Origin of the sequence: Streptomyces sp. G45 (assembly GCF_049542095.1) — a bacterium.
GTDB lineage: Bacteria > Actinomycetota > Actinomycetes > Streptomycetales > Streptomycetaceae > Streptomyces.
Window position 1 is genome coordinate 8,308,077 of record NZ_JBMUZU010000001.1, and the last position, 25,185, is coordinate 8,333,261.

22 protein-coding genes and 1 pseudogene are annotated in these 25,185 nt (G+C 75.0%); 11 read left to right on the forward strand and 12 right to left on the reverse strand.

Annotated elements, in window-relative coordinates; all coding sequences use genetic code 11:
- Positions 1 to 124 precede the first annotated feature (124 nt).
- Positions 125 to 1,582: an aspartate aminotransferase family protein gene (locus ACOBQU_RS35475; RefSeq protein WP_423633061.1), complete on the forward strand. Its 1,458-nt coding sequence runs from the start codon at positions 125 to 127 to the stop codon at positions 1,580 to 1,582.
- Between the two features lie 32 nt (positions 1,583 to 1,614).
- Here ACOBQU_RS35475 and ACOBQU_RS35480 read toward each other — a convergent pair whose 3' ends face one another.
- Positions 1,615 to 3,846 (reverse strand): MMPL family transporter, encoded by a 2,232-nt coding sequence (locus tag ACOBQU_RS35480; protein WP_423633063.1) that lies wholly within the window; start codon positions 3,844 to 3,846, stop codon positions 1,615 to 1,617.
- Between the two features lie 175 nt (positions 3,847 to 4,021).
- Between ACOBQU_RS35480 and ACOBQU_RS35485 the strand changes: the two genes are divergently transcribed.
- Together ACOBQU_RS35485 and ACOBQU_RS35490 are read left to right on the forward strand one after the other, a co-directional pair.
- The gene (locus tag ACOBQU_RS35485) at positions 4,022 to 4,924 is read left to right on the forward strand and encodes a TetR/AcrR family transcriptional regulator (protein ID WP_423633065.1); all 903 of its coding nucleotides are present in this window, start codon (positions 4,022 to 4,024) and stop codon (positions 4,922 to 4,924) included.
- Positions 4,881 to 5,585 (forward strand): class I SAM-dependent methyltransferase, encoded by a 705-nt coding sequence (locus ACOBQU_RS35490; protein ID WP_423633067.1) that lies wholly within the window; start codon positions 4,881 to 4,883, stop codon positions 5,583 to 5,585. Before ACOBQU_RS35485 ends, ACOBQU_RS35490 begins: the two co-directional genes overlap by 44 nt.
- A gap of 25 nt (positions 5,586 to 5,610) precedes the next feature.
- Here the strand turns inward: ACOBQU_RS35490 and ACOBQU_RS35495 are convergent, their stop codons facing one another.
- The 4 genes from ACOBQU_RS35495 to ACOBQU_RS35510 all read right to left on the reverse strand — a co-directional run bounded on the left by ACOBQU_RS35495 (position 5,611) and on the right by ACOBQU_RS35510 (position 8,690).
- On the reverse strand, positions 5,611 to 6,468 hold the full coding sequence (locus ACOBQU_RS35495) for a maleylpyruvate isomerase family mycothiol-dependent enzyme (RefSeq protein WP_423633068.1): 858 nt from the start codon (positions 6,466 to 6,468) through the stop codon (positions 5,611 to 5,613).
- A gap of 107 nt (positions 6,469 to 6,575) precedes the next feature.
- Complete coding sequence (locus tag ACOBQU_RS35500) at positions 6,576 to 7,094, reverse strand: GNAT family N-acetyltransferase (protein WP_423633070.1); 519 nt, start codon at positions 7,092 to 7,094, stop codon at positions 6,576 to 6,578.
- A gap of 291 nt (positions 7,095 to 7,385) precedes the next feature.
- Positions 7,386 to 7,685 carry a hypothetical protein gene (locus ACOBQU_RS35505; RefSeq protein ID WP_423634927.1) on the reverse strand — a complete coding sequence of 100 codons (300 nt, stop codon included), beginning with the start codon at positions 7,683 to 7,685 and terminating at the stop codon, positions 7,386 to 7,388.
- 90 nt (positions 7,686 to 7,775) lie between these two features.
- Entirely contained in the window at positions 7,776 to 8,690 is a 915-nt protein-coding gene (locus ACOBQU_RS35510) for an ion transporter (RefSeq protein ID WP_423633071.1), read from the reverse strand.
- A 412-nt stretch (positions 8,691 to 9,102) separates the two neighbouring features.
- On the opposite strand from ACOBQU_RS35510, the gene ACOBQU_RS35515 reads away from it, so the two are divergent.
- Positions 9,103 to 9,300 (forward strand): hypothetical protein, encoded by a 198-nt coding sequence (locus ACOBQU_RS35515; RefSeq protein ID WP_423633073.1) that lies wholly within the window; start codon positions 9,103 to 9,105, stop codon positions 9,298 to 9,300.
- Between the two features lie 77 nt (positions 9,301 to 9,377).
- On the opposite strand, the gene ACOBQU_RS35520 is transcribed toward ACOBQU_RS35515, so the two are convergent.
- The 3 genes from ACOBQU_RS35520 to cpt form a co-directional block, all read right to left on the reverse strand.
- The gene (locus tag ACOBQU_RS35520) at positions 9,378 to 10,685 is read right to left on the reverse strand and encodes a phytase (protein ID WP_423633075.1); all 1,308 of its coding nucleotides are present in this window, start codon (positions 10,683 to 10,685) and stop codon (positions 9,378 to 9,380) included.
- Positions 10,686 to 10,826: 141 nt separating this feature from the next.
- The gene (locus ACOBQU_RS35525) at positions 10,827 to 11,444 is read right to left on the reverse strand and encodes a nucleotidyltransferase domain-containing protein (RefSeq protein ID WP_423633077.1); all 618 of its coding nucleotides are present in this window, start codon (positions 11,442 to 11,444) and stop codon (positions 10,827 to 10,829) included.
- A 52-nt stretch (positions 11,445 to 11,496) separates the two neighbouring features.
- A complete protein-coding gene (gene cpt, locus ACOBQU_RS35530; RefSeq protein ID WP_423633079.1) occupies positions 11,497 to 12,045 on the reverse strand; it encodes a chloramphenicol phosphotransferase CPT in 549 nt (182 codons plus the stop codon).
- Positions 12,046 to 12,171: 126 nt separating this feature from the next.
- On the opposite strand from cpt, the gene ACOBQU_RS35535 reads away from it, so the two are divergent.
- Positions 12,172 to 13,029: a class I SAM-dependent methyltransferase gene (locus tag ACOBQU_RS35535; RefSeq protein WP_423633081.1), complete on the forward strand. Its 858-nt coding sequence runs from the start codon at positions 12,172 to 12,174 to the stop codon at positions 13,027 to 13,029.
- Between the two features lie 84 nt (positions 13,030 to 13,113).
- Here the strand turns inward: ACOBQU_RS35535 and ACOBQU_RS35540 are convergent.
- Together ACOBQU_RS35540 and ACOBQU_RS35545 are read right to left on the reverse strand one after the other, a co-directional pair.
- Positions 13,114 to 13,706, reverse strand: a pseudogene (locus tag ACOBQU_RS35540) (DUF4291 domain-containing protein).
- 241 nt (positions 13,707 to 13,947) lie between these two features.
- Positions 13,948 to 15,060: a D-alanine--D-alanine ligase family protein gene (locus ACOBQU_RS35545; protein ID WP_423633083.1), complete on the reverse strand. Its 1,113-nt coding sequence runs from the start codon at positions 15,058 to 15,060 to the stop codon at positions 13,948 to 13,950.
- 277 nt (positions 15,061 to 15,337) lie between these two features.
- Here ACOBQU_RS35545 and ACOBQU_RS35550 point away from each other — a divergent pair, with 277 nt between their 5' ends.
- Complete coding sequence (locus tag ACOBQU_RS35550; protein ID WP_423633084.1) at positions 15,338 to 15,940, forward strand: hypothetical protein; 603 nt, start codon at positions 15,338 to 15,340, stop codon at positions 15,938 to 15,940.
- Between the two features lie 14 nt (positions 15,941 to 15,954).
- On the forward strand, positions 15,955 to 16,716 hold the full coding sequence (locus ACOBQU_RS35555; RefSeq protein WP_423633086.1) for a fibronectin type III domain-containing protein: 762 nt from the start codon (positions 15,955 to 15,957) through the stop codon (positions 16,714 to 16,716).
- Between the two features lie 31 nt (positions 16,717 to 16,747).
- Here the strand turns inward: ACOBQU_RS35555 and ACOBQU_RS35560 are convergent, their stop codons facing one another.
- Positions 16,748 to 16,969, reverse strand: a complete 222-nt coding sequence (locus tag ACOBQU_RS35560; RefSeq protein WP_423633088.1) for a hypothetical protein — start codon at positions 16,967 to 16,969, stop codon at positions 16,748 to 16,750.
- 233 nt (positions 16,970 to 17,202) lie between these two features.
- Here ACOBQU_RS35560 and ACOBQU_RS35565 point away from each other — a divergent pair, with 233 nt between their 5' ends.
- From ACOBQU_RS35565 to ACOBQU_RS35580, 4 genes are read left to right on the forward strand one after another with little or no spacing between them, the layout of a single operon-like run.
- On the forward strand, positions 17,203 to 18,210 hold the full coding sequence (locus tag ACOBQU_RS35565) for a hypothetical protein (RefSeq protein ID WP_423633090.1): 1,008 nt from the start codon (positions 17,203 to 17,205) through the stop codon (positions 18,208 to 18,210).
- Positions 18,207 to 20,447 (forward strand): hypothetical protein, encoded by a 2,241-nt coding sequence (locus ACOBQU_RS35570; RefSeq protein WP_423633092.1) that lies wholly within the window; start codon positions 18,207 to 18,209, stop codon positions 20,445 to 20,447. The genes ACOBQU_RS35565 and ACOBQU_RS35570 overlap by 4 nt, the downstream gene beginning before the upstream one ends.
- A complete protein-coding gene (locus ACOBQU_RS35575) occupies positions 20,447 to 21,409 on the forward strand; it encodes an AAA family ATPase (RefSeq protein WP_423634928.1) in 963 nt (320 codons plus the stop codon). The genes ACOBQU_RS35570 and ACOBQU_RS35575 overlap by 1 nt, the downstream gene beginning before the upstream one ends.
- Complete coding sequence (locus ACOBQU_RS35580; protein ID WP_423633094.1) at positions 21,402 to 24,740, forward strand: SAV_2336 N-terminal domain-related protein; 3,339 nt, start codon at positions 21,402 to 21,404, stop codon at positions 24,738 to 24,740. Before ACOBQU_RS35575 ends, ACOBQU_RS35580 begins: the two co-directional genes overlap by 8 nt.
- 108 nt (positions 24,741 to 24,848) lie before the next feature.
- On the opposite strand, the gene ACOBQU_RS35585 is transcribed toward ACOBQU_RS35580, so the two are convergent.
- On the reverse strand, positions 24,849 to 25,181 hold the full coding sequence (locus tag ACOBQU_RS35585; RefSeq protein WP_423633096.1) for a hypothetical protein: 333 nt from the start codon (positions 25,179 to 25,181) through the stop codon (positions 24,849 to 24,851).
- Positions 25,182 to 25,185: the final 4 nt, after the last annotated feature.

Genomic DNA, 25,185 nt, shown 5'->3' on the forward strand with positions numbered 1-25,185 from the left:
CCAGGCGTCCGGCGGCCGAGGAGTCTCCCGTACGGCTGCGGTGTCGGCTGTACGGCGGTGCCGAACAGGAGAGCCGGAATTGTGAGATGGACGTGACGCTCGGGTGCGTCCTAGCGTCGACGGCATGGCTGCTTCGACCCCTCCCGCCCAGCGGTCCGCCGACCCCGCGGCGGCCGCTGTCCCCGCCGCTCCCGGGCCTGCCGCTCCCCGGCCTGTCGCCGCCGCGCCCGCCTCCGCCTCCGGGCCCTCCGCGGCGCCCCCGGCACAGGACGCGGCGCGGGACACGGCCGCCTTCTGGGCCGACGCCGAGCGGCACCTCGTCCGCTACGGCCCCGACTTCACACCGGAGGTCATCGACCGCGCCGCCGGGAGCTTCGTGTTCACCGAGGACGGCCGGAAGCTCCTCGACTTCACCTCCGGCCAGATGAGCGCCATCCTCGGCCACTCCCACCCGGAGATCGTCGAGACGGTCCAGCGGGGGATCGCCACCCTCGACCACCTCTTCAGCGGCATGCTGAGCCGCCCCGTGGTGGACCTCGCCCGGCGCCTCGCCGAGACACTGCCCGCGCCGCTGGAGAAGGCGCTGCTCCTGACGACCGGCGCCGAGTCGAACGAGGCCGCCGTGCGGATGGCCAAGCTCGTCACCGGCAAGCACGAGATCGTCTCGTTCGCCCGGTCCTGGCACGGCATGACGCAGGCCGCCGCGTCCGCCACCTACAGCGCGGGCCGCAAGGGCTACGGCCCCGGCGCCCCCGGCAACTTCGCCATCCCCGTGCCGAACCCCTACCGGCCGGACTTCACCACGCCCGACGGCGCCCTCGACTGGCGCCGCCAGCTCGACTTCGCCTTCGACCTGATCGACGCCCAGTCCACCGGCAGCCTCGCCGCCTGCCTCGTCGAGCCGATCCTCAGCTCGGGCGGCATCATCGAGCCGCCGCCCGGCTACTTCGCGGCCCTGCGCGACAAGTGCCGCGAGCGCGGCATGCTGCTGATCCTCGACGAAGCCCAGACCGGCCTGTGCCGCACGGGCACCTGGTACGCCTTCGAGCGCGACGGCGTGGTCCCCGACATCCTCACGCTGTCCAAGACCCTCGGCGCCGGGCTGCCGCTCGCGGCCGTGGTCACCAGCGACGACATCGAGCGGGAGGCGCACGCGCGCGGGTTCCTGTTCTTCACCACGCACGTCGCCGACCCGCTGGTGGCCGCCGTCGGCAACACCGTCCTCGACGTGCTGGCCCGCGACCGGCTCGACGAGCGGGCCCGGTCGCTCGGCGCCTTCCTGCGGCGGGGCCTCGACGACATCGCCGGGCGCCACGACGTCGTCGGGGACGTCCGGGGCCGGGGCCTGCTCGCCGGGCTCGAACTCGTCGTCGACCGCGAGACGAAGGAGAGCTCCAGCGAGCTGGGCGCGCGCGTCACCCGGCGCTGCCTCGACCTCGGCCTGCACATGAACATCGTCCAGCTCCCCGGCATGGGCGGTGTGCTGCGGATGGCCCCGCCGCTGACCGCCACCGAGGGCGAGCTGGACCTCGGCCTGACGATCCTGGACCAGGCGATCGGCGAGGCCCGCGCCGCCCTGTGAGCCGGTCGGCGGCCGACTGCGGCCCCCGGTCCTCACACCGCCGCGGAGTCGCGCCCCCGCGGCTCACCGCTCACCGGCCGCGGCGCGGGCGCGGGTCCGCCCTCGCTGAGGCCGAAGCGCCGGTGGAACCCGCGCAGGAAGGCGGGCGCGTACCAGGCCGAGCGGCCGAGCAGCCGCATCGCGGCGGGCAGCAGCACCCCGCGCACGGCGACCGCGTCGATGAGGACCGCGAGGCCTGTGCCCAGGCCGAACATCTTCATGAAGCTGATCTCGGCCGTGCCGAACGCGAAGAAGCTCACCGCCAGCAGACAGGCCGCCGCGCTGACGATCCGGCCCGTGTGCCCGAGCCCGTCCACCACGGCGCGCCCGGTGGGCTCGCCCCGGTCGTGGAGCTCCTTGATCCGGCTGGTGACGAACACCTCGTAGTCCATCGAGAGACCGAAGGCGACGCAGAACATCAGCACGGTCATCGACGTGTCCATGGGCTGCGCGGTCACCCCGAGCAGCGAGGTGAGGTGCCCGTCCTGGAAGATCCACGTCATGGCGCCGAGCGCCGCCCCCAGACTGATCGCGTTGAGGACGAGGGCGCGCAGCGGCTGCACGACGCTGCCGGTGAACAGGAACAGCAGCACGAAGGTGGTGACGGCGACCAGGCCCACGGCGATCGGGAGCCGACCGCCGATCGCCTCCTTGGAGTCCACCAGCTCCGCGTCGGTGCCGCCCACCAACGGGCTGGCCCCGGCGGGCGGTTCGGCCGCCCGCACCCGCCCGACCAGGTCCTCGGCGGCGGCCGACTTCGGCGTCAGGCCGCTCACCACGGTGATCCGCTGGGCGTCGGCGCGCCCCAGCGCGGCACCGGCGGCGGCACCGGCCCCCTCGGCCCGGCCGTCGACATAGGTGCCGCTGGAGGCCTCCACGCGGAGGACGCCCTTGAGCCCGGACAGCTCCTTCGCGTACGCCTCCAGCGGGCCGCGGCCCACGGCCTGGTCGATCACCACGTGGACGGCCGCGTCGTCGTTGCCGTCGAAGTCCTCCCGCAGCAGCGCCGCGACCCGGCGGCTCTCGGCGTCCTCGGGCAGCACCCGCTCGTCGGCCGTGCCGAAGGAGATGCCGAGCACCGGGCTCGCGGCGAGCAGCAGCACCGCGAGCACCGGCAGCGCCGTGACCGCGGGCCGCCGCGTGACGGTGCCCGCGAGCCGCCCCCAGAACGGGGCGCGTCCGGCGGAGCGGCGCGTGCGCGGCCACGGCATCCGCCCGCTGTTCACCCGGTGCCCGAGGACCGCGAGCAGGGCGGGCATCACGAACAGGGTGCCGAGCGCCGCGACGGCGACGACACCGACGCCCGCGTAGGCGAACGACCGCAGGAAGAACTGCGGGAACACCAGCAGCGCCGCGAGCGCCACGGCCACCGTCGCCGCGGAGTACGCGACCGTGCGGCCCGCGGTCGCCACCGTGCGCCGCACGGCGTCCGGCACATCCGCGCCCGCCGCGAGCTGCTCCCGGAACCGGCTGATCATCAGCAGGGCGTAGTCGATGCCGAGCCCGAGTCCGAGGGCCGTGGTCAGATTGGTGGCGAACAGGGAGACATCGGTGGCGCTGCCGAGCAGGGCGAGTTCGGCGAACGTCCCCGCGATCGCGATCGTGCCGATCACCAGCGGCAGCAGCGCCGCCACGACGCTGCCGAAGACGACCAGGAGCAGGACGAGGGTCAGCGGGACGGCGATCGCCTCGGCGAGCAGCAGGTCCTTGGGCGTCTGCGTCGCCAGGTCGTCGATGACGGCGATACTGCCTCCGGCCCGGACGTCGAGGCCCTGGTGGCGGCCGGTGTACGCGTCGAGGACGCCTTTGGCGTTCTCGCCCTGCTTGGTCTCGCCGCCCTTCACGTGGGCGAGCACCAGGGCCTCGCGGCCGTCCTCGGAGCGCAGCGCGTCGTCGCGGGTCTCCCAGTACGAGACCACGTTCTCCAGGTCTTCTTCCTTCTTGAGGTCGGCCACCAGGGCGCGTCCGGACCGCGCGGCCGCGGCGGTGTCGACGCGGCCCTCGGGAGAGCGGACGAGGAGCACCAGGTTGGTCTCCCCGCCGAACTTCTCCTCGATGACCTTCTCGGCCCTGGTGGACGGGGAGTCGGGGTCGGCGAAGCCGCCGTTCACCAGCTTGGTGAAGGCTCCCGCGCCCACCACGCCCATCAGGACCACGGCCAGGGCGGCGACGAAGAGCACCACTCGGGGCCGTCGTACGGCCAGCTCGGCTATGCGTTCAAACATGCGCTATGCCCTTCGAGTAGGCGCATAGAGGGTCTCACCACGCAAAGAGGGTGAAGCTCTCGTGTGAGGTGCCGCTGACGCTAGTGGGGCACAAGAAGATTTGGCAGTGTTAGATTTTCTTCACGCCATACGGGATTCCGCTGACGTGACCGCCCGACTGCCGTACGGTCGCGGTATGTCCCCCGAGAAACCCGTGGCCGCCGCGCCGACCCTGCGGCAGCGGCGCCGCGCCGTGGCCGTCCAGGAGATCCTGGACGCCGCCGAGCGGCACATCACCGAACACGGGCCCGCCGCGCTGTCGTTGCGGGCCGTCGCCCGCGACCTCGGCATGACCGTGCAGGCGCTCTACCACTACTTCGCCAGCCGCGACGCACTGGTGACGGCGCTCATCACCAAGGCGTACGACGACCTGGCCGACGCCGTGCGGTCCGCCGTCGACGCGGCGGCGAACGCCCCCGACCAGCCGGATCGCCCGGACAGCCCGAACAGCCCGAACAGCCCGGACAGCCCGGGCCGGTCGCGCCTGGTCGTCGCCGCCGAGGGCTACCGCCGCTGGGCCGTCGACCACCCCGAGCGCTTCCAACTCCTCTACGGCGCCCCCCTGCGCCACTACCAGGCGCCCGTCGACGGGCCCACCACGGCGGCGCTGCGCCGCATGACCGCGGTCTTCCAGCGGGAGATGTTCGACGGCTGCACCGAGGCGCAGCTGGCCGCGGCCGACGCCCGGGCCCTGTCGCCGGGGTTCCGGGCCCATCTGGACGCCCTGCCCCCGGACGGCCTCGGCGAGCTGCCGCCGCCCGCGGCCGCGCTCATCCTGAGCGCGTGGGGCCGCATGCACGGCATGGTCGTCCTGGAGGTCTTCGGGCACACCGGGTTCCTGGGGGAGCACCAGGCCGAGCTGTTCCGTACGGCCATGGAGGACATGGCGGAGGACATCCGCCGCCGGATCCCACCCCCCGGACGGCGCGCGCCACGGCCCGGCACGTCCTCACGGGGCGGTGCGTCCTCGCGGGGCGGTGCGTCCTCGCGGGGCGGTGCGTCGCAGCGGCCCGGTACGGAGAGGGGCGGCGACGCATGACCTCCCCCACCCCGCGCCTCTCCGACGCCCAGCGCCGCCACTGGCAGCACACCTACCGCGCCCACCCGGGCATGTACGGCGACCAGCCGTCCGCCCCGCCCTGCGGGCCGCCGAGGCATTCCGCGCCGCCGGGGCCGGACGCGTCCTGGAACTCGGTGCCGGGCACGGCCGCGACACCCTGCACTTCGCCCGCGCGGGCCACACCGTCCACGCCACCGACTTCGCCGCCCAGGGCCTGGCCCAACTGCGGGCCGCCGCACGCGCCGAGGGCCTCGCCGACCGCGTACGCACCACCGTCCACGACGTCCGCGCGCCGCTTCCGCTGCCGGACGCCTCCGTGGACGGCGTCTACGCCCACATGCTGCTGTGCATGGCCCTGTCCACCGGCGAACTGCGCGCCCTGGTCGAGGAGGTCCGCCGCGTCCTGACCCCGGGCGGCGTGTTCGTCTACACCGTCCGGCACACCGGCGACGCCCACTACGGCGCCGGTACGGCCCACGGCGACGACATCTACGAGCACGGCGGCTTCGCCGTGCACTTCTTCTCCCGCGCCCTGGTCGACGAACTCGCCCACGGCTGGGTGCTCCACGGCGTCGCCCCCTTCGAGGAAGGCGAACTGCCCCGGCGCCTGTGGCGCGTCACGCAGACCGTGCCCCGGTGACGCCGCCCTGGGCGCCGTCACACCGTCAGTGGACCACGGACACGATCCGGCAGACGGCCGCCGCGAGGTCACGGTCGCCTTCGACGCGGGCCCGGGCCAGCGCGGTCGTCGGCGCGATGCCGCGCACGCACACCTGCCAGGCGGTCTCGGCGTCCCACTGGACGACCGCCGCGGGGCGGCCGGTCTCCGGCTCGGCCAGGGACCAGCGGGTGTCGGTGGCGGTGGCGGTCCAGGCACCGCCCGCCGGGCCGTCGACGCGGACCTGGACCTGGGTGCCGACGGGGGCGGCGACCTCGCGCAGGGTGTGCGGCAGGGCCCGCAGGAAGGTGTCGAGGACCACGGCGAGGGCCTTCGCGTCCGGGTCGGTGCCCTGCCCCATGGCGTGCCGGATCTGCTGGCGGTGCGTCCACAACTCGGTGAACTCCCGCGCGCAGTCCAGCCACATCGGCGCCGGATCCACACCGGCCCAGGACACCCCCAGCGCGGGGGAGTCGAGGTCGGCGCCCTCGAAGAGGCGGGCGACCTGCCCGCCGATCACCTCCAGGGTGTCGACGAGCGCCGCCGGACTCACCCGCGCCCAGGCGTCGACCCACTCCTGATTGATCCGGTGGATGAACCCCTCCAGCGTCTCGCCCTCCGAGAACCCGGGTCCCTCCCGATGCCCGTCCCGGTCGCGGGCCAGTCGGCCGTAGCAGTCGCCGAGCACATGTGCGGCGACGTCCCGCACACTCCACCCCGGCACCGCCTCCGCGCGCCACGCGCCCGCGTCGAGGCCGCGCAGCGTCGCCATCAGCGCGGCGTGCTCAGGCGCGAACAGGGGGCGGGCATCGATCGGCGGACCGAGCCAGGCCGACCCCGGCCCCTCGGTGAACTGGCTGCTCATGACCCCAGCCTGCCCACCACACCCCCACCCCGGCCACCGCTTTTCCCGACGCCAACGCCGACGCCAACGTTCACAGGCGGCAAGGGACTGGCCGATCGTGGCGTCGCCTACCGCCGCTGCTCCGCACGCCCCACGGTGGTGTGCGCACCACGTCGCCGCAGCAGCCGCAGCAGCCGCAGCGGCAGCCGACGGAGCCAGCGCCCGCAGGCGCGGGGCACCGCCCGCCCGCCGGTGAGGCGCGTGACCGCCCGGCTCAGCGGGCCGCGCAGATGAGGGCACGCCGGGCGGCCCGAGCGGAGCGCGACGCCGGTCCGCCCGGCGACGGCCCGGAAGAAGGCCCGGCCCTGCCGGGACTGGAGCGTGGTGCTCCAGCGGTATCCCGGCCCCCACTCCAAGGCGTACCGGAGGACATGGCCGCCCAGGCCCCGACGTTGGTGGTCCTCGCTGACCCAGATCTGGAGGATCCGTCCAGTGCGGCACCGGTGGCAGACACGGAAGCGGAGGTGCCCGATGAGCTGACCGTCCGCACTGTCCCCGCCGCCCCCGTCGTCCCCGTCGTCCGTGTCGTGCACGGTGACGTCGTAGGCGCCGAGGGAGGTCGGGGGCGGGGTGAGGGTGAGACGCACGGGCCGCCCTCCTGGGTGCGACGACGGTGCCGGTCCTCCCGCATCGTGGCACGGTTCGTGGGGCTACGGGGGAGTTCGCGCACAGTGCCGCCGCCTGGGCTATGCGCCGCCTCCTGATCGATGCGCCGCTTCCTGTGACCGTGGTCCCGCCTCCTGGGCGGTGCGTTGCTTCTTCGTCGGTGCGTCGCCTCTTCGGCGATGCGCCGCCTCCAAGTCCCACCGCCAGGCGCGCCGCTCGCGCCAGTTGTGCCGCTCGCGCCCGGCGCGCTCGCGCACCATGGGCCGCTCGCGTCAGACGTGCCGCTCGGCCTCGCGTATCGCCTCCATCGGGGCGGCCTGGCGGCGGGCGGCCAGCAGCTCCTCGCGGGTCTGGGCCATCTCGTCCAGCGAGCGGCGCTGCAACTCCACGCTGTCCTCCAGGAGTTGGGCGTACTGCGTGGCGAGCTTGCGATACTCGTGCTCCCGGGTCGTCAGCATCCGGGCCCGCCAGGTGGCGGCGAGCTGCCAGACGATCACGATCAGAAGCGTGAAGAACCCGCCCGCGCCGACGGCCCCGACCAACGCGTCGACGTCGCCCCCGGCGAGCGTCATCCCTGGTCCATTCACTTCGCTGCCTCCTTGATCCCTGTCCCTCAAGGCTGGCAGCCGCACCACCGGCGCGTATATGGCTTCCCCCGCATTTCAGGGTTGGGTGGGGGACATCTCAGGGTCGCCTCGGGGGCGGTCGTCGCCCCCGCCGGGCAACTGCGCCGGGGCGGCGGACAACGTCGTGGCGGAGGGTGCGGGGGACAGGCTGCGTTCGAGGTCGTCCAGGGCGCGCCGCGCCGCCGCGATGCGCTCCCGCAGTTCCCGCGGATCGGGTGGCGCGGGGGTCGGAGCCTGGGCACCGGAGCGCTGCTTCTCCAGGTCGCGCGCCTCGTCAAGGGACGTGATGACCACACCGATCAGAACGTTGACCAGGACGAACGATGCCAGCAGCACATACGACGCGTAGTAGACGATGCTCCAGCGGGAGATCTCCAGGCCCGCGCGGACCGCGTCGCCCAGCCCGTCCAGGGTCATCAGCAGGAAGAGGGTGAGGACGGCCCGGCCGATGGAGCCGAAGTGCTCGGGGTCGTGCCCCGCGAAGAAGACCCAGCCCACCATCGCGTACAGGTACAGCAGCAGCGCGCCCACGAGCAGGAAGCTGACCGTGCCCGGCAGGCTGCGGGCCACCGCGACCATCACGACGCGCAGTTGCGGCAGGAACCGCGCGGTTCGCAGCACGCGCGCGAGCCGCAGCAGCCGCAGGACGGTGCCGTTCTCACGCAGGAACGGCGCGCACGCGGACAGGACGACGGCCAGGTCGAACAGGTTCCACGGGTCGCGGAAGAAGGCGCCGGGCCGGTCGGCGTGCGCGGCCAGGCGCAACAGGATCTCGACGGCGAAGGCCGCGAGGCAGCAGTGCTCGGCAGCACGTAACCAGCGGTCCCACTCCTCGACCAGCCCCGTGTACGTCTCGACGCCGAGCAGGGCGGCGTTGGCGAGGATCAGGACGAAGACCGTCAGGGCGAACGGCCGCGACTCGGTGAGGGCCCGGCACCACTCCGCGACCACGACCCGGCCCGAGCCACCCCGACCGCGGGTTTCACCCGGGCCACCGGTTCCGCCCGTTCCGCCCGGGCCACCGGTTCCACTCGGGCCACCGGTTCCGCCCGTTCCACCCGTTCCACCCGGGTCACCTATGCCACCCGGACCACCCGGACCACCCGGACCGCCCGACCCACCCGGCTGGCCCGATCGCGCCGACCAGGCCGTCGAGGCCCCGGCCGTGGGCTCCTGCATGCTGTTTCCTCGCAACTCGACGTCGACACGGCTGACCACACGCGGCCGACAGGCCAGGCGCGGCGGGGGTGCGGAGCCGCCCCGCTGGGGCGGCACTCTCCGCGGACGAGGCGCCGACGAGGCGCTTCTACGCGATTGTAGATTCCAGCGGGTGCGAGGTCCCGGGTGTGTAGGCTGACCAGCCATGAGAGACGGTTTGCGCGCGGCCGGGCCCGGGGCCGGGCCTGGGTCGGGGGCCGAGTTCGGGCCCGGGTCCGGGAGCGGGGCCGACGTCGACGCCTGGCCGCAGGGGCGCGATCCGCGCCGCCGGAAGGTCGGGGCGCTCGGCTGGTCGCTCCTGGTGCTGCTGCTGGTCGCGCTGTTCACCCTGTGGCCGCGCTGACCGTGTGACGGCCCGGCGGTGGCCGTGAGGGCGGGGCCGCCCGCGGAGCCGTCAGGCCCCGCGGGCATCCCACGGCGTCAGTCGTCGAGCGCGTCGACGACCTGGCCCAGGTCGACGAACTTGAAGTTGGTGGAGGCGCGCTCGGGATCCCCGGGCGCGTCATGGCCGTCCTGGACGACGAGCAGCCCGTGCGGATACCTGCGGCCGAGCGGCTCGTTGAGGACGGCGGCGCCGTCGCACTCCTCGGAGCCGTCGAGCGCGGCCGAGGCCGCGGCGACCCGGAAGCCGCCCTCGTACTCGTTGCGGTCGGACAGCTCGCGGTCGTACGCGGCGAAGGTGTTGTCACCCTGGCTGGAGGCGAGCACGTAGCCGTCGCCGTCGGCCTCGGTGAGCAGGGTGAGACCCTCGACGTCGGCCGTGAGCCGCTTGCCGCCGTAGCCGGGGTCGGCGCCCGCGACGCACTCCTCGGTCTGTTCGTCGTACGCCGCCGGGACGCCGTACTCGCGGACCTTGTCGACCAGGTGGGGCGTGCCGGTGAGGTCGGCGCGCAGCCGCCAGATGCCGACGTCCTCCTGGCCCGCGTACAGCGTGCCGGTGGCCGGGTCCACGACCATGCCCTCGACCTGGGGCTCCTCGCCCGGCTCGGCGCAGGGCGACCAGGAGGTGCCGTTGGGCAGGCGGAAGGCCTTGGGCAGGTCGAGGGTGCGGACCGTGCGGTAGCCGACCGTGCCGTCGCGCTTCGCGGTCAGCTCCAGCAGGCGCACGCGGGTCCGCTCGCGCTGGCTGACCGCGGCGTACGCGCGCCCCGTGGCCGGGTCGGTCCAGGTGGCCAGGCCGTAGGCGGTGCGCTGCTCGTTGACCTCGTCCTGCGAGGAGGAGAAGACGGCGGGCGCGGCGGGGTCGGTGACGTCGACGAGCGGGCCGCCCGCGCGGTCGCGGTCGATGCGGTAAACGCGCAGCCGGTCGCTGCCGCGGTCGCTGGTCACGGCGAGGTCGGCGCGGCCGGTGGGCAGGCGCAGGCCGTGCACGAGGTCGACGTTGTTGAACCGGCCGGGAGCGTCGTCCGGGCCGGGCGCGGCGGGCGCCGGGACGGACTGCACCTCGCGCGCGTCGAGGTCGTACACGCGCAGGCCGCCCTCCTTGGCGGTGGCGACGACCAGGCTGCGGTCGGGGTCGGCGGGGTTGCGCCAGATGGCCGGGTCGTCGGCGTCCGCGTTGCCGCCCGCCTCGTCGTCGTGCAGGGCGGGGGTCTCGGCGTTCGGGGTGACGGCGGGCAGCGCGGGGGCGGCCGCGGCGGGCCCTGTCGCTGTCGCCGCGAGCGCCGCGAGGGCCGTGACGAGGGCGAACCGGCCGAGGGCGGAGCGGGCTCTGCGGGGCTTGGCCATGGAGGGGTCCTCTCATGTCGCGAACATGACGGACTCACTCTGTGATCATCTCGTGTCGGTTGTACGGGGCGTGGGGCGAGGGCGAGTTGACCGGTGCGTGAACGGTTGGTGACGGCCGGGCGGGCGACCGCGGCGCGATGGTCACCGCAGCAGGCGGCCGAGCCAGGGGTGTACCCCGTACGTCAGGGTGATCGCGTCGGCGAGCCAGCGCCGCTGCGGTTCCCGCAGCAGGGGCAGTACGGCGTCGAAGTCCCGCTCGTCCTTGGGGCGCGGGCCCTTCGCCTTGTAGTAGAGCTGCACCTCCGGAGCCAGGAAGGGCACCCCGTCGGCCGAGGTCAGACCCAGCGCGCCGAGCGGCCGACGCACCCGGGTGTCGCGCCGGGACACCCACTGGTGCCCCTGGGACTCGTCGAGCATGACCTGGATCCGCCACGGCTGGTCCGGTGCGGGGCGGCACCAGACGTCGTGCACGCCGGGCGGCAGTTCCTCCCCCGCGGCCCAGGGGCGCAGGGTGCCCGGCGGGTCGGCCGCCCACAGGTCCCAGCCGGACAGCGCCCGCTGCGCGGCCAGTTGGTCGCGCCGCAGCAGCAGGACGTCGATGTCGCCATGGGCGCGTACGGGGTGTCCCACCGCCAGCTCGATGGCGAAGCCCCCGGCCACCCACCAGGGGGCCGCCGCTACGGAGAACCGGTCGACGACTTCGGAGAGCGGGGCGGGGTCCCAGGGGCCGAGCGCCCCAGGAACGGGCTTACGTGGCACGGGTCCACAGGGCACGGGTCTACGCGGCACGGGCTTACGCGGCACCCCCGGCCTACGCGGCACGCGCTGCGCTGACACGGGCGGCGATGGCGCGCGCGCACTCCATCGCTTCGGTGTGCGTGGTGTCCACCTCCAGGTCGTAGGTCACGCCCTGGTGGACGAGGTCCGCCTGGGAGGCGGCCATGCCGCTGGTGCGGTCGCCACGGGCGACCTCGCGGCCCGCCGCGACCGTGGCGTCGCACCGGACGCCGACCCACAGCACCGGCAGCCCGTCCAGCGCCTCCTGCCAGCGCCGCTGCGACCGCGCGCCGCCGAGGAACACCTCGTCGACGACGACCCGGGCGCCCGCGCGGGCCATCGCGGCGACCCCCTCGGTCCACGCCGCCTCCAGCGCCCGGAACTCCGCCCCGACGGTCACCCGCCCGTCCGCCGCGACCTCGATCCCGCCGTCCGCCTGCTGGAGGGAGGCGGGCAGCACGTCCACGAACGTGTCCGTGCCGAGCGCCAGCCAGTGGCCTGGCAGCACCGCCTGGAGACACCGCACGATCCCGGACTTCCCCGAGCTGGAACCGCCGTTGAGCACGATCACCTGTGTCGTCATCGGGCCACCGTAGATCCCCCGCGACCGGCCCGCAGTGATCAGGAGCGCAATTCTGGAGAAGTGCCGCGGCCAGCCCCCTGCCTAGCGTGATCGGTACGAGAACACCGCGCGAGAAGGAGGAACGGCATGCCCGAGGAACAGGTGGCGGTCGCGGACAGTACGGCCGTGCGGGTCGCCCTGTGGCGGGCGCTGCACGTGCGGGCCGACGCGGCGCCGCACGTGCTGGAGGACGAGGTGGGGCTGCGCCTCGCGGCCCCGGACGACGGGTGGCGCGCCCGGCCCGACATGGACCGGCGGGGCACGAGCGGCATGCGGGCCTCCATCGTGGCCCGGGCGCGCCTCATCGAGGACCTGGTCGTGGCGGAGGCCCGCCGGGGCGTCACCCAGTACGTGATCCTCGGGGCCGGGCTCGACACGTTCGCGCAGCGCAGGCCCGACGTCGCCGCGGGGCTGCGGGTGTTCGAGGTCGACCGGCCGGGGACGCAGGCCTGGAAGCGGCGGCGGCTGACCGCGCTCGGCTTCGGGGTGCCCGACTGGCTGCGGCTCGTGCCGGTCGACTTCGAGGCGGGCGACTCCTGGTGGGAGGAGCTGGCGGCGGCCGGTCTCGACGCGGGGCGGCCCGCGGTGGTGGCGTCCACGGGGGTCAGCATGTACCTCACACGGGAGGCGACGGCGGCCACGCTGCGGCAGGTCGCCCGGCTCGCCCCCGGGACCACGCTCGCCACGTCGTACCTGCTGCCGCTGGACCTCCTGGCCCCGGAGGAGCGCCCGTTGATGGAGGCGACGTGCAGGGCCGCGCGGGCGTCGGGCACGCCGTTCGTCAGCTTCTACGCTCCCGAGGACATGGCGGCGCTCGCCCGCGCGTGCGGCTTCCGGGAAACCCGCCGTGTGTCGGCGCGGACCCTCACCGAGCGGTACTTCGCCGACCGGTCGGACGGACTCCGCCCGGCCGGGGCGGAGGAGCTGCTCGTAGCGACGGTGTGACCGGTGCTGTAGTGAGTGTCCCCGGGGCCGGGCCCCGGCTCTACTGAAGGGGCGTGCACGGGCCGGGAGAACCGTCCGACCGGCTCACGGGCGCACATGCGCCAGCAGATCGTCCGGCGTGGGATACGGGTCCTCCCGTGGCAGGAGTCGGCGCGCGGCGGTCAGGTCTCCGGCGCCCACCTGGTGGCGGACCGTGCGCGCGAGCGGGGTGACGTCGGTGATCGACACCGTCCACTCGTCCGCGTAGCGGCGTGCCGCCTCTCCGGAGAGGCCGAGCTGAAGCGAGCGGTGCGGCAGCGGACGCAGGTGGAGGTCGCGTTCGGGATCCCATTGGACGCGGGCGGGGACCGCCTCAACTGCCGCTTCCAGTCGGCGTGGTCGGCGTGGAGCCCGCTCGTGTAGTGGCTGAGGCAGGCGTTCCGCAGCGCCCACTCGAAGCCGTCGCGGGCGATCTCGACGGCGAGGACGGTCTCCTGGTTCTCCTTGGTGCCCCAGCCGCAGCGGTACATCATCCAGAGGAAGGACGGCTTGATCCACGTCATGCGGTCCCGCCGCCAGGCAGCGGGGAAGCGACCCGTGCGGGCGGCGGGCACCCCGATCTCCTGCGCGTACGCCTGGTAGACGGTGACGGTGGACTCGGTGTGGCGGGCGCGGATGCGGTACGTGGGTTCTGACACGGGACCAGCGTGACGACGGACCTCGACGGACGCCAGCGAATATGGGGGCCAGCGAGTATGGGGACCAGCGAGTATGGGGACCAGCGGGAGGGACGCGCCTGCTGACCCGCCCAGGGGAGGGGCGAGGCTGCCGGTCCCGCCAACAGGCCCCCGCCAAAAGGCCCCCGCCCGCGGGGCTCCGTGAGCCAGCAGGGCCCCACCTACTGGGCCCCGCCACCAGCGTCCCGCCCCCAGGGCTCCGTCAATGCTCCGTCAGTGCCACGATGCGTCTGATCAGCTCCGCGTAGCTCCACCCGGTGCCCGTCGCCGCGCGCGGTACCAGGCTCTCCGGGGTCAGGCCCGGCAGGGCGTTGAGCTCCAGGCACACCGGCTGCCCGTCGGCGTCGCAGCGGAAGTCGGTGCGGGAGTACGTGTCCTCGCCGAACCCCAGGGCGCGGTGCGTGCGCAGGGCCCACTCCTGGAGGCGGGCGGCGACGTCGGCGGGGACGCGGGCCGGGCAGACCTCGCTGACCGCGCCGGGCTGGTACTTGGCCGCGTAGTCGAACACGGGGCTCGTCAGCTCGATCTCCACCACGGGCAGCGCCTGGTCGCCGATCACGGCGACCGTGAACTCCCGCCCGGGCAGGAAGGGTTCGATCAGCAGCTCACCCCCACGCACGAGCCCCCGGCCCGCGTGCCCCCGGCCCGCGTGCCGCTCGCCCGCGTGCACCTCGGCCGCGGCCGCCACCAGCTCCGGCAGCGAGTCGACCCGCCGCACCGACACGCTCGAACCGTCCGCCACCGGCTTGGCGACCACGGGCCCGGCCGCCACGAGCCGCCGCGCCTCCTCCGGCACATCAGACGCGCCGGGCGTGCCAGTCACGTCACCGGCCCGCCACAGCACCCGCTCGGCCACCGGCACCCCCGCCGCCCCCACGACCGCCTGCGCCCGCCCCTTGTGCCACGCCGCGGCGCACGCGGCGCTGCCCGCTCCGGTGAACGGCACCCCGGCCATCTCCAGGAGCCCCTGCACATGCCCGTCCTCGCCCCAGCCGCCGTGCAGCGCCACGAACACCAACTCGGTGCCGCGCAGCAGCTCCAGGACCGGGCCGCCGGTCAGCGCGGCGTGCATGCGCCGCCGCAGCAGCGGCCGCTCCGCGGGGGACGGCGGTTCCTTGCCGACGACGGCCGCCCCCAGCGCGCCGCCCGCGTCCCCGGCCCTCAGCGGCCCCGCCAGCACCGGCACCTCCGCGGCCGGGTCGACGACCGTCACCTCGTACCCCGATTCCAGCAGGGCCGAGGCCACCGACCGGCCCGAGGCCAGGGAGACCTCGCGCTCCGGGCTCTCGCCGCCGCACAGGACCACCACACGCATCGCTTGCCGCCTCTCGATCACGCCGCCGGGTACGCGGGCACTGTAGTGGGCTTTGCTTGGGGAATCCAAGCAATGCCTTGGTGGGGCAAAGCGGCGTGGCGTACGGGGTCCTGAGCCGATGGGTGATCGGAGTGCTGAGCCATGCCCGCGAAGGTGCCGGATATTGACGCGTCCATGTACGGCTCCCTACGCTCCCGGAGGCGAGTGTTCAGTAGCCAAGTCGCTGTTCATGTACGTGAATTGGTGTGGGTGGAGTCGGTCTCGCGAAGGAGCAGGTATGAACGGCAAGCGTCACGCGGTGGCGGGAGCGGCGGGGCTGTGTGCCGCGCTGCTCGCCGCCGCGCCCGCCACCGCCGAGGTCGAGCCCGGCGGCTGGAGTCCCGTGTCGCCCGGGTACAAGGTCCAGGAGCGGGGCTGCGGCACGGTCAGCGGCCTGACGTTCAAGCTGACCTGCGACACCGACAGCGGGGACCAGCGCGCCGAACGGCGGTACGACACCTACCAGGGCGGCACCCGCCAGTTCGAGGGCACCTTCAGGATCACCAGCATGGGCGGCAGCCGGATCAGCCTCAAGCAGACCTTCAGGGACGGCCCTTCGGCCGGGCCCTACTTCATGCTCGCCGTCGAACGCGGCGGCAGGCTCTACGCCGTGCACGGCGGCGACACGGTGGCCACCGGCGCGACCGTCGGCGCCAAGGTGCGGGTCAACACCGTGCACGAGGTGGGCAAGAGCCACCGCACCTACATCAACGGCTCGCTCCGCCACACCGTCGACAGCGCCAGCGGCAGCTACTACGACAAGTTCGGCGCCTACCGGACCAGCAGCGGCAGCGGGCCGGTCACGGTGGAGTGGAGCGGCGTCAAGTTCTGGAAGAAGTAAGGCGCCCCGCAGCCGTGCGCCGCCCGCTCGGGACGCTGACCGCCGCCGCCCTCGCCGGGGCCGCCGCGGCCGGGTGCGCCACCGCCCCGGGCGGCCCCGCCGGGCCGCCGCACACCTCCAGCGCGCCACCCCCGGCCACCACCCTGACGGCCACCCTGGACACGCCGAACGACATCACCCTGCGCTGGCGCGACCGGGACCCTGACGCCGCCGTCCGCGTCCTTGAGTACGCCACCGAACGGCACGGCGAGTACGTCCCGCTGGCGTTCCTGCGGCCCGGCCGCACCCGCTTCACGCACCCCGACCTGATGCCCGACACCACCTTCTCCTACCGGCTGCGCGCCCTGCACGGACCGGCCTCGCGGGCCGTGCACGTCACCCTGCCCCGGGGCGGGCCCGGCGAGCGGGACCGGGAGCGGGACCCGTCCTGGGCCGAGCCGCGCCGCACCCGCGCGGGACAGGGCCGCGAAAGGCCCCTCCGGAACGGCACCGCGTCCGGCGCCCCCACGGGGCTCACGGCCACGCCCCGGCACGCCGACGGCGTCCTGCTCACCTGGGTCGACCACGCCGCCGACGAGGACGGCCACCTGGTCGAAGTGCGCCGCCACGGCGCCTCCGCGTACCGCGTCGTCGCGGTGCTCGACCCGGACGTCACGTCCACCGGTGTGGTCACCCTGCCGGACGAGCGGACGGCCGACTACCGGGTCCGCGCCTTCCGCTACGGCGCGCCCTCCAACGTCGTCCACCGCACCACGGGCACGCGGCCCCCGACGTGAACCCGCCCCCGTACCCACAAGGGCGCGGGCGCTACGGCCGGTTGCGGGGGTGCGCCCTCGCCGCCCGCTCGTTGCCCCGCTTGTAGTTGCCCGTCCAGCGGGCCATCGCGAGCTGCGGGTCGCCCGCCGCGGCCTCCGCCAGGAACTGCTCGGCGCGCGGGCCGCGCAGCGTCGCGGCGGTACGGGCGCCGTGCGTGATCACGACGGTGCCGTCGGCGCGCTGCGCGTACTGGAATCCATGAGGTCTCGGCATGCCCGGGATCGTAGGGTCCGCACCGGCCCGGCCGACAACGAATTTCGCCCGGCGGGCGGCCCCGCCGGGCCCCCTGGGCGACCGGCCGCCACGCCCTTTTCGTACCCGCGTTCCCTCGGCGCCACTTCCTGATCCATAACGGCCCGCGGCACCAGGCCAGTTGGTACGGTTCCCTACGCCTCGCGGCGGGTGGATGGGGACGTCCCGCGAGGAGCACAGGGGGGGCGGCGCACATGACGACGACGGTCAAGCCGAAGCTGGTCCTGGTCCACGGGATCGGAGGGCCGCGCGACATCGAGGACGAACGGCGGGAGTGGCGCCGCGCACTGGCCGAGGGCGCCCGCGCCGCGGGCCGCGCCGACGCGATATCCGGCCTCACCATGGACTGGACGGTCGACACGGCCTTCGCCTGCTACGCCGACCTGTTCGCCCGAGCGGGCGCGCAGGGCGCGGCGGAAGACGACCTCGACGAGGAGAGCGCCGAGGTCACCCTCGCGGTCGCCGCCGACGTCGTGGAAGCGCTGCTCGCCTCACCGGAGCACGCGGACAACGCCCTGCTGCTGCGGCTGCGCTCCCAGGCGCGGCCCGAACCCCTGGACGAGACCGGGCGGCGCAAGCAGCACGAAGGCGTGGGCGTCCTCGCCCGCCGGGCGAGCGCCGTCTGCGCGAAGCTGGCGCGCGTCCCCGGGGTGCAGATCGGCCTGCGGCGGGCCAGCGCCGCCCAGTGCCTGGGCGCCCTGTCGCAGCCCGGCCGCTACCTGCGACGCAAGGAGGCGACGCGCCTCGCCGACGGGCGCACCGCCAGCCTCGACGAGCGCGCCCGCGAGCGCGTCCTCGCCGAACTCGACCCCGCGCGGCCCACGATCGTGATCGCCCACTCCCTCGGCACCGTCGTCGCCTGGGAAGCCCTCGCCGGGTACGAGGGCCCCGTCCCGCTGTTCCTCACCCTCGGCTCGCCCCTCGCCATGAACGCCCTGATCTGGCAGCGGCTGCGCCCGCGCCCTCCGGCCGTCCCGGCGACGGTCCGGCGGTGGGTGGACTTCTGGGACGGCGACGACCCGGTGGTGCCGCTGCGCCGCCTCGCCGACCTCGTCGCCCCCAACGCCGCCGGAGTGCGGCCTGAGCCGGTGCCGCTGGCCTCGCGGCTGCTGTGGACCCACCCGGCCACCGTCTACCTGCGGCGCCCCGAGGTCGCCCAGGTGGTCCTCGACGCGGTGGCCGAGCACCCCACCGCCTCATGAGCACGCCACGGCCCGCGGCGAGCGGCACGGACAGCGCGACGGCCGCCGCGGCGCTGTCCCAGGCCCGCCACGTCCTCGTCGTGGCCACCCAGTGCGACGAGGCCGACGAGGAGGTACGCGACCTCGTCGCCGTCGCGCAGAGCCTGCACGACGCGCTCACCGACCCCGCCATCGGCGTCTGCCGGGCCAGCGAGGTGGCCGACGCCGCCGCCGTGCGCTCCGGAGCGGCCTCCCGCGCACAGGTCGACGTCGCCGTGCGCGAGGCCATCGTCCGCGCCGGTGAGGCCCGCGCCGTCCTCGTCCTCGCCTTCCTCGGCCACGGGCAGTCCCCCAAGGGCTCACCGCACCTGTACTACATGGCGAAGGACAGCGAACGGGAGGACGCGACCACGTCCGTCGACGTCAACGCCCTGATCGCCGCCGCCGTCGACCGCACCGACATCGCCGGGGTGATCGTCCTGCTCGACACCTGCCACTCCGGCGCGGCCCTGCCGTCGGTCGGCGACCTGGTCGGCGGGTTCCAGGACGGCCAGACCCGCGTCAGCGTGCTGGCCGCCGCCCCCGCCCAGGAACCCGCGTACGACCTGGACTTCACCCGCTGCCTCGTCCGGCACATGCGGGCGGGCTTCGAGGGGGCGGGCGAACTCGTGGCCATGCGCCACTACCGGGACGCCCTGCTCGCCGACCTGCCGGACCAGGACGCGCGCGGCCTGGAGTACTACGGGGTGCCCACGGCCGCGGAGGAGGGCCTGTGGCTCGCGGCGAACGCGGCCCGCGCGCGGGTGCGGGCCGCCGAGGGCCTCGGCGCGATCGGCGCGGAGGACCTGGGGCGCGCCCTGCGCTCCTGGCCGCAGGGCGCCACCGAGGCGCCCGCACCCGGCGCGACGACGGCGACTGCCGCGACTGCCGCGACTGCCGCGACTGCCGCGACGACGGAAGCCGAGCTGACCGCCCTGCGCGAGCGGGCCGCCCGCAGCCCCGACCTCGGCGCGCTGCGCGTCCGCGAGGTCGTCGACGCCCTGCTCCTCGTCCGCGAGGCCGAACAGTTCCTCGTCACCTGGGCCGGGCGCACCCTGACCAGCTACACCGTGCGCCGGGCCATGGCCGAACTCAACAGCCGCGACGGCGACGCCCGCGCACCCCTGCGGGCCCCGGCCCGGCTGAGCGGCAGTGAACTGCTGCGCCACGTCCTGGAGCACGCGGCGCTGCGCCAGACCGACCGCGACGGCCGCCTCACCGCCGCGGGCGCCCTGGCGCGCTGCCTGGTCGCCGTCGCTCACGCCTGCGACCTCGACCCGTCCGGCGACGACATCAAACGCTGGGCCGAGGAGCACGGCCTCGTCATGGAGCTCAACGACGCCCTCGAAGGCGCCGCCCGGCGGGACGAGGACGGCGGCGCCCGCCTGGTGGTGAGCCTGCACGCGGCGCGCTGCGACTGGCCGGACTCCCTCACCGTCTGGCTGCGCCAGGGCGACCAGTGCTCCGGCGCCTGGACGATCCCCTGCACGCCCACCCAGGCCGGGGTCGAGCAGGCCCTGCCCGAGGTCCTCGACTGGGCGGCGCGGCGGCTCGCCCCCGGCGTCAGCCTCGACCACATCGACATGGTGGTCCGGGCGGAGCTGCTGCCCACCTGGCGGCCCGAGGAGGCCGACGTCGGGCTCTACCTGCTGGGCGTCGACCGCTCGGTCGTGCTGCGCTGGGCGGACCGGCTCTTCGTGCCCCGCTTCCTGCGCGGCATGAACGACGTCGCCCGGCGCCGCCTCGAAGCCTGGCAGCACCACGTGCTCAGCACCGGCCAGGCACCCGTCGACTGGGTGCACGCCGCCAGCGCCGCCGACGTGCAGCGGGTGGTCATGGGCTTCAAGACCGGCTCCTGCCAGTGGGCGGCCGGGATCGGCCGACGCTCGGCGGTGTTCGCCGAACTCGTCCAGGTCCTGCTGCCGTACACGCCGGTGCTGCTGTGGCCCGACGCGGCCAACGGCAGCGTCCCGGAGCCGCCCGCCGCCCTCGCCCGGCACTGGGAGCGGCTGCCCGCCGACTTCGCCCGGGCCCGGCAGTCGCGCTGGGCAGCCGAGGTGAACGGCGCGGACGCCGGACCGCCGGACGGCGAAGGCGCCCGACTGGCGGAACTCGCCGCGCTGCGGGCGGCGTGGCACGACCTTCCCTGGCTCGACTTCTGCGACGCCTTTCAGGAGCGGGAGCCGGAGTGGGCTTCGACGTCGGCAGGAGGCACATGATGGCCTGGGACACCTACTACCGCGGCACGGGCGAGCCGCACGACACGAGCCTTCCCGACCCGCCGCCGTGGCGCGTCTTCCCGCGCCGCTCCGCGCCCCGCACCTTCCAGCCGCCCAAGGGCCTGACCGACGCCGTCAACGCCGCCGTGTTCCTGCACCGCCCGCTGCTCATCACCGGCCCCGCGGGCAGCGGCAAGTCGACCGTCATCGAACAGGTCGCCGACGAACTGCGCCTCGGGCCCGTGCTCCGCTGGCACATCACCTCGCGCAGCACCCTGTCCGACGCCCTCTACCGCTACGACGCGCTCGGCCACATCCACACCCTGCGCCTGGCCCAGTCCGGCGGCAAGGCGGCCAAGCACACCGACGACATCGCCGCCTTCCTCCAACTGGGCCCGCTGGGCACCGCCCTGCTCCCCGACTCCCCGCGCCCCCGCGCGCTGCTCATCGACGAGATCGACAAGAGCGACCTGGACCTGCCCAGCGACCTCCTCGACGTCCTGGAGCGCGGCGAGTACGAGATCCCCGAACTGGTGCGCCACAGCAAGCCCCGCGTCTCCGTACGCCGCTGGCGCGGCGACGGCGAGGAGGCGACCGAACCGAAGCGCTACGACATCACCGAAGGGCGGGTGCAGTGTCGGCGCTTCCCGTTCATCGTGATGACGAGCAACGGCGAACGCGAGTTCCCCGCGCCCTTCCTGCGCCGCTGCATCCGCTACGACATGCCCCCGCTCTCCGTGGACCTGCTGCGCGCCGCCGTGGAGGCGCACGTGGGCCGGGAGCTGCCCCAGGACGCCGCCGCGCTCGTCGAGGACTTCGTGGAACGCGTCCGCCGGGGCGACACCCTCGCCGTCGACCAGCTCCTCAACGCCGTCAAGCTCGTCATCGACGACCAGGGCCCCACCGGCGAGCAGCGCGAGCGGCTGCTCGGCTACCTGCTGCGGAACCTGTCCGGTGCGTGACGCGCTCGCCGTGGTGGTCGACGCCCTCGTCGGCGCGCTGCCGCGCGACTGCCACGACGCGGAACTCCTCGCGGACGCGCTGTGGCTCGCCGCCGCCTCCTTCGACCCGGCGGCGGGCCGGGACGGCACCCCGCCGGAACCCGAGGGCGCGACCGCCGACACCGCGCCGCGGCCACCAGGTGAGGCGCCCGCCCAGGAGGAGCGGACCCCGCACACCACGGCGGACGACCCCGAAGACCCGGACGACGCGCTCGACCCGGACGCCCCGCAGCGGCACGGGCCCCACGGCCCGTACAGCCTGTACGAGAACCTCCCCGGCCAGTTCGACGCACCGCACGACGCCCCGGTGACCGTCGCGGCGGGCCGCGCCCTGCCCCAGGCCGTCGAGCTGGGCCGCTCGCTGCGCCCCTTCATGCGCCGCTTCCCGCACGGCCGCCGCGTCGGGCTCGACCTGGCCGCCACCATCGACTCGTACACCCGGGACGGCGAACTCCTGCCGGTCGTCGGCCCGTTGCCGGAGCCGTGGTTCGACGTCCTGCTCATCGTCGACACCCATCTGTCGATGGAGGTGTGGCAGGGCGCCGTCCAGGAGTTCGCCGCGCTCCTGGAGAACAGCGGCGCCTTCCGCCAGGTGCAGCGCTGGCACCTGTCGACGGAGCCGTACCCGGACGTGACCGACGCGCTCGGCCGGGTCGTCAACTCCCGCAGCGTGGCCGCGCCCGACGGGCGCCGCCTGGTCCTCGTCGTCTCCGACTGCGCGGCCCCCGCCTGGTACGGCCGCAGGGTATGGCAGCTGCTGCGCGCCCTGGCCGGTCACTGCTCGCTGTCCATCGCCAACCCGCTGCCGTCCCGCCTGTGGCACCGCACGGCGCTCGACCTGCCCGCCGTGCGCGTCCGCAGCCGACTGCCCGGGACCCGCAACACCGCCCTCGCCGTCACCGTCCCCCCGCACCTGCGGTTCGTCCTCCCCGAAGGCACCCCCTACGTGGCCGTGCCGACGCTCACCCTCACCGCGCACTCCCTCAACCGCTGGGCACAGGGCCTGGTCAGGGGCTCGCCCGAGGGCTACGAGGCCGTCCTCGTGACGCCGTTCGGGGCGCCCCCGAACCCGTTCGGCGCCCCCGAGGGCCCGTTCGGCGACGACGGCCCGGACGAGCCGCACACCAGGGCGGACCGGCCCGGCCCGCGCCGCGGGGGCGCGTCCCCCGCCGAGGTGTTCCTGCGCACCGCGTCCCCCGCCGCCGTGCGCCTCGCCGGGCTGTGCAGCGCCTTCCGGCGCCTGAGCCTGCCGCTGATCCAGCTCATCCGGCAGCAGGTCGTCCCGGAGGCGACCACCTCCGACGTCGCCGAACTCCTGATGAGCAACGTCCTCGACATCAGCGCCGCGGGCGGCGAACCGCAGGTCATCACCTTCCGGGACGCGGCCCGCGCCCCGCTCGCCAGAGCCGCGGGCCGCCACGACGCCTGGCTGCTCCTGGACGCGCTGAGCGGCTACATCGCCCAGCGCGTCCGGCTGCCCGGCCAGGGCCTCAACGCGATCGCCGCGCTCGACAAGGACGAACTGCCCGAGGCACTGCGGCCGTTCGCCTACGCCTCCGAAGAGCTGATGGCGGCCCTACGCGCCGGAGCCCCCACCGACCGGCCGGGCTCCCCGAGCGGCCAGGGCGGCGCCGGGCCCCGGGGCCCACGGCCGTTCCTACCCGACCCGCGGCGCGCCGCCGCCCTGCTCATCGGCACCTCCGCGCACGACGAACCCGGCGAAGACGACCTCGCCGCCTCGGAACTCCACGAACTGGCGGCGCTGTTGACGTCCCCCGACGGCTGGAACCTCCCGCCCGACCGGTGTGTGCGCCTCTTCGACGCGGACGCCGAGGACGTCATCCGCACCGCACGCGAACTGGCCGCGAGCGTCGACGAGGCCCTGCTGATCTGGTACGTCGGCCATGGCCCCGCCTGGCGCCCGCAGACCGGCGCCTGGGTCGTGGGCCCCGGCGACGAGGTGGTGCACCCCCGCCAGCTGCTCGGCGTCCTTCCCGTGGACCACCTCGTGGTGGTCGAGGACTGCTGCCTGGTCAGCCTGGGCGTGCGGCCCACCGCGACCGACGGGCCGCACGGGGGCGTCACCTGGCTGACACTTGGGCACAGCCACGGGCTTGATGCGGGTGAGGTCCGCCCCACCCGGGACGTCCTGCGCCAGATCGCCGAGGGCGTTCCCGCCGAGCCCGCGCTGCTCACCGCCGACCGGCTCGCAGAAGCGGCCGCGCGGACCGCGCCGGTGCCCTGGTCCGTGCGCACCGTGGTCCGGAACCACCCCGACGACACCGTGCCCGCGCTGGCGCGCAACAGGGCCGCGGCACCGCGGCCCGGACGCGGGGCGCAGGACGCGTCGGTGGCCCGCACGCTGGCGCGGGTGCGCGCGGAGCTGGGGCTCGACGAGGCGGGGGACGAGCCCGCGGCGGTGGTGGAGCAGGTCCTCGACGCGTTCCTGCGGCTGCTCGCCGACCGCGTCCGCCGCCCCCGCCGGGACCGGCGCCCGGCCGAGCACGCCACGGGCGGCACCTTCCGGGCGGAACTCACGGCGTTCCTGAAGGACTCCGGGGTGGAGGCGTGGACGGCGCCCGACTCCCTGCTGCTCTGCCAGGCACAGGCCCACGGAGGCGCCGCCGTGCCGGTCGTGGTCCTGAACTTCGGAGACGCCTCCCGCTGGGACCGGCAGCACCCCGTGGAGAAGTGGGTGCCCCCCGCATGGTGGACGACGTGCTCTCTGCTCGTCGTCCTGGACCGGCGCTGGGACGCGCCGCGCCGGACGCTCGCCGAACGGGTGGGCGTCACGCGCCGCGAGGGCGTCGGCGTGGTGACCCTGCACTTCCCGGGAGCACCGCCCATCCCGGCGTGGCCGAAGCCCCCCGGGGACGCGCTGGCCGAGCAGGTCGCGGGCGCGGTCGGCGCGTTCTGCGCCCCGGGCGCGGGGCGCGCCTCGCGGATCTACGACGAACTGCTGTCCGCCGTCGGCTCCGTCCCCCGAGGCCTGTCGGACCCTCAGCTGCTGTCCGTGGAACCGGACTTGGGGGCGCTGCGGCTGTCCCCGCACGGCGACGGGAGCGGTACCGTCGACGTGGCGGTGACCTTGGAGGTGGCGGGCCTGGTTCCGCCGCGGCGGCTGGCGTCCCTGCGCGCCGCCGTGACCATCCTCTCCGGTTCGGAGGAGGACAGCTATGTGTTCGTGGCGGTCCTGCTGCCGGTGGTCCTCAGGTTCGGCTGGCACGCCCCGCACCAGGGGGAGGCCACGGTGGAACTCCAGTGGGTGGAGGTCGTGGGCGACGCGGTGTGAGGCCCTGACCCCAGACGTGCCGGTGGTGCCCCGCCGCGCGGGTCCGTGGGTGCGAGCCCTCGGTGTGCCGGTGGCGCACCGCCGGGCGGCCCCGCGGACGGGTGCCCGTCACCCCTCAGGGCAGGGGAACCGGCCGCCCCACTTCGCCGGGCTCCGCTTCTTCGTCAGGGCGCCGCACGCCGCCTCCGCCCGCCCGCCGTCGCCCATCACGAGCACCAGCTTGTCGGCGGTGAACCGCCCGCCGCCCGCCGCGCCCGCCGAGTCCACGCGCCCGGTGGCGCCGTCGAAGCCGCCGTCGCCGAGGCCCTGGTAGAGCACGGCCTGCACGTCGCGGGCGCCGAGCCGGTCGTCGTCGCCGAGCGCGGCGCGCGCCTCGTCCACCGCCTCGGACAGATAGCGCAGGGCGTCCCAGGCGAGCACCGGGTGCCCGTCCACGCGCATCCGC